This window comes from Amycolatopsis sp. NPDC003731 (assembly GCF_053586895.1).
Window position 1 is genome coordinate 1 of sequence record NZ_JBSFNC010000267.1, and the last position, 3,962, is coordinate 3,962.

2 protein-coding genes are annotated in these 3,962 nt (G+C 67.4%); both read left to right on the forward strand.

Features of this window, described 5'->3' with window-relative positions; all coding sequences use genetic code 11:
- The first annotated feature begins 121 nt into the window (after positions 1-121).
- Positions 122-1,297: a tyrosine-type recombinase/integrase gene (locus tag ACWDN5_RS45970; protein ID WP_449680704.1), complete on the forward strand. Its 1,176-nt coding sequence runs from the start codon at positions 122-124 to the stop codon at positions 1,295-1,297.
- Positions 1,290-3,719, forward strand: coding sequence for a tyrosine-type recombinase/integrase (locus tag ACWDN5_RS45975; RefSeq protein WP_449680705.1), 2,430 nt, complete (start codon positions 1,290-1,292; stop codon positions 3,717-3,719). The genes ACWDN5_RS45970 and ACWDN5_RS45975 overlap by 8 nt, the downstream gene beginning before the upstream one ends.
- The last annotated feature ends 243 nt before the right edge of the window (positions 3,720-3,962 follow it).

Genomic DNA, 3,962 nt, shown 5'->3' on the forward strand with positions numbered 1-3,962 from the left:
TACCCGCCCGGCACTCCGCCGGCGCGGCACCGCTCTGTTGACTGCACCAAGTCTGAGACCGGAATGATCTTCGGTCGTGAGCGAGAGGCTTGGTGGGTTGGACGGGGTACGGCGGCAGTTGATGGAGGGGCGGATCGGCCTTGAGCAGGTCGGCGAGGTCCGTCCGGCGGATGGACGATTCCCGCCGTTCGTGGTGATCGGCGGGGACGGTGAGGAGATCGTGCCGGTCACGCAGTACTTGCGGAGCCTGGCGCTGAGCGACATGAGCCCGTTGACGAGCCGCAGCTACGGGCATGACCTGCTGCGCTGGTTTCGGGTGTTGTGGGCGCTGCAGGTCGACTGGCAACAGGCGACGGAGTCCGAGGCGGACGTGCTGGTCGGGTGGATGAAGTCGGCGCCGAACCCGCAGCGCCGACGGACTCGTCCGAGCGCGGACATTCCCGGGGGCGTCAACGTCCGGACGGGCAAGCCGGTACTGGCCAGCGGCTACGCGCGGTCGACGATCAACCACAACCTGACCGTGGTGTTCAAGTTCTACGAGTTCCACATCCACTGGGGCCGGGGCCCGGTGGTCAATCCGATCCCGTCCAGCCGGGAGCGCCGCGCCGCGCTTGCACACCGGAGCCCGATCGACGCGCCGGCGCACGCCCGCCGGGCCCGGCTGCGCCAGCGCGCGGTTCAACGGGTCCCCCGCGCGATCCCGGACGCGCTCTGGGACGAGCTGTTCGACGCGATGACCTGCGACCGGGACCGGACGCTTCTGCTGATGTTCGTCTCCAGCGCAGCGCGATCCGCGGAGCTGCTGGGCGTCTGTCGCGAGGACATCGACTGGGCCGGCCAGCGCTTCTACGTCACCTCGAAGGGAACCCGGCTACGAGAAGCGGTCCCGACGTCGGCGGAGGCGTTGCGGATGCTGGCCCGCTACCTGTCCACCGAGGACGGTTGCGCACCGGGCGAGGTGATCTGGCGGACCCGCCGCGGGTTGTCCCGGCCGCTGTCCTACTGGGCGATGCGCCGGATCCTGCAGCGCGCGAACGACAAGCTGGGCACGAACTGGACCTGGCACGACATGCGGCACACCGCTGCGACCCGGATGGTCAACGACCCGGCGCTCGAGCTGCACGAGGTCCAGGTCATCCTGCGGCACGCGAACATCGCCACGACAGGGATCTACACCACGGTCACTGTCGAGGACCTCCACGACCGGCTGCAGGAGCACTACGCCCGGCCGCGTCCGGAGCGCACCTTCACCACCGGCTACGCGGCCGAAGACATCGCGGTGGTGTTCGGTGGCTGACGTCTACACCATGCGCAACCGACGAACCCCGGTGCAGCAGGACAACGACCTGCGCCGATCTCGGTTCGCGCTGACCACGGTCGATGCCGCTCCGGCCACACCGACCACACCGCCGCGGCCGTTCGGTGACCTGGCCCAAGCCACAGTGGACGACCTGGTCGTCCTGGCCGGAGATCACGTCGGCTCGCAGGCGGTCTCACCGCGGACCAAGCGCCGAAGCGGGACGAGGAGGTTGCTCGCATACCTGGCGAGCTTCCCCGGTCTGACCTGGCAGGAACGATGGGAAGCCAGCGGCCTCGACACCGGATCTCAGCCGGTCACTAGCCTGGTCGAGCGAACCGATCATGGGAACAACCTGGTCCACGCGTTGAAGGCGATGATCTGCTTGCGCGTGATCCGCCCGTCGCTGCCGGCGTTCCGGTTGCACAAGTTCAGCGAGTGGCCGCACGTCTTCCGCCAGGTCCAGAACGACCCGTTGTTGGACAAGTTCTTCGCGTTCGTCGACACGATGTCCACACCCGAGCGGCACCGCTACCGCGCTCTGTTCGACGTCACCACCATCCTGGCGACCCAGGGCATCACCATGGCCGACTTGAGCTCGTCCGCGCTGCTGTTCTACTCCTTGGAATGCCGGCGCCTCGGGCTGGTCGTGAACGCGAAGAAGGACGGCAGCCGGCTCGCCGGGTTGCTGGCCTGGGACGCCCTGCACGCCATGGGCCACTTCCCGCCGGGCACCCCGCCGACGCTGCGGTCCAACATCTACAAGGGACAGCTCACGGCCGAGGAAATGGTCGACCGCTATGAGCTGCGCAACGCCGGCATCCGGCAGCTGATCATCGACTACATCGTCCGCCGGGAGGGCGACTCCGACTACTCGACCCGGGAAAACCTGGTCATGACCTTGGCCAGCCGGTTCTGGAGCCGGATCGAGCAGCTCGCACCCGACCAAGCGGACCTGCGCATCGCGCCGGAGCTCTACGACCAGTGGCGCGAGGCGATCCGCTACCGCAAGGACGGCGGCCTGCTGCGCGACCCCGAAGGCTCCGTCCTGCTCCCGGTCCGAGCGTTCTACCTGGACCTGCAGGGTTGGGCCCTGGCCGAGCCGGAACGCTGGGCGAAGTGGGTCGCACCTTGCCCAATTCCGCCCACCGACCTGCGCGGCTTCGGCACCCGGCGCCGCCGGGTCAACGAGCGCATGGCCGACCGCATCCGCGAACGGCAGCCCCTGCTGCCGGACCTCGTCGAGCACGTCGAGCGCACTTACGCCGAGGTCAGAGACCTGCTCGTGGCCGCGCGCGAGGTCGCGCTCGGGGAGCAGTTCAGCCACCACGGGGTCACGTTCGAGCGGATGAACACCTCCTACGACCAGGCCCACCACGGCGACGCGCATCAGCCCGCAGTCCGCGTCCGGAACTCGGTCACCGGCGAGGTCCGCTCGCTGGTCATGGAGGAGGAGACGGCCTTCTGGAACTGGGCCGGGCTCGGCGTCCTGCGATTGACCGGCGTTCGGGCCGAGGAGCTGGTCGAGCTGACGCACACCAGCGTCCGGCAGTATCAGCGCCCGAACGGCGAGATGATCGCGTTGCTGGTCATCGCGCCGTCGAAGGCTGACCGCGAACGCGTGATCCCGATGTCGCCGGAGCTGTTCCACGTCATCGCCGCGATCCTGCGCCGCCACCTGGTCCACGGGCCAGTCCCGGTCGTTCCCCGCTACGACGGGCACGAACGGATCTGGACGCAGCCGATGCCCTACCTCTTCCAGCGGCAGATCGGGGGGGTCCGACGCGTCATCAGCACCGGCACCGTCCTCAACAACCTCCGCAAGCAGTGCCAGCTGCTCGGCGAGACAAACCCCGCCTTCCGGGATCTCAGCTTCACCCCACACGACTTCCGCAGGCTCTTTGCCACCGAGCTGATGAACAACGGCCTACCGATCCACATCGGAGCTGCACTGCTCGGCCACCTCAACCTCCAGACGACCCGCGGCTACGTCGCAGTCTTCGAAGAAGACGTCGTCCGGCACTACCAGGACTTCCTGGCTCGTCGCCGCGACGTCCGGCCCGACGGCGAATACCGGCCGACCACCGCCGAGGAGTGGGGTGAGTTCGAGGAGCACTTCGACAAGCGCAAGGTCGAACTCGGCTCTTGCGCCCGCCCCTACGGCAGCCCCTGCGCCCACGAGCACGCCTGCATCCGCTGCCCCATGCTTCACGTCAACCCGAAGATGCTCTTCCGGCTCGACGAGCTCGAAACCGACCTCGAGCACCGGAAGCAGCAAGCGAGCAAGGAAGGCTGGCTCGGCGAGATCGAGGGGCTCGACCTCACTCTCCGGCTGCTGCGGGAGAAGCGCAGCGAGGCAGAACGAGTGACCTCCATCACAAGTCCGGTCAATCTCGGGTTCCCGACGGTCCGTCACGGGTGAGCACGACGCATCACAGGGGCCAGGCTGAGGCTCGCTCGCCCTACGCGAGTCTCAGCCTGGCCCCTTAGCGGAAGAGCCTCTGGCGACAGCATGCACGCGGTTAATTCCTTAGAGGTGACAGAGGTTTGACACCCTGCGCCTGATCGCATGACCTCCCTCAAGTGAGGCGCCCCCTAATGGTCAACCACCTAATCAATCGAACCTTTTTAGTATGAATACCATCATCAAGTCCCTACTTCCTAC

Excerpts from the sequence above, each read along its gene's own strand:
- ACWDN5_RS45970 (WP_449680704.1), top strand. The coding sequence starts at position 122 with ATGGAGGGGCGGATCGGCCTTGAGCAGGTCGGCGAGGTCCGTCCGGCG.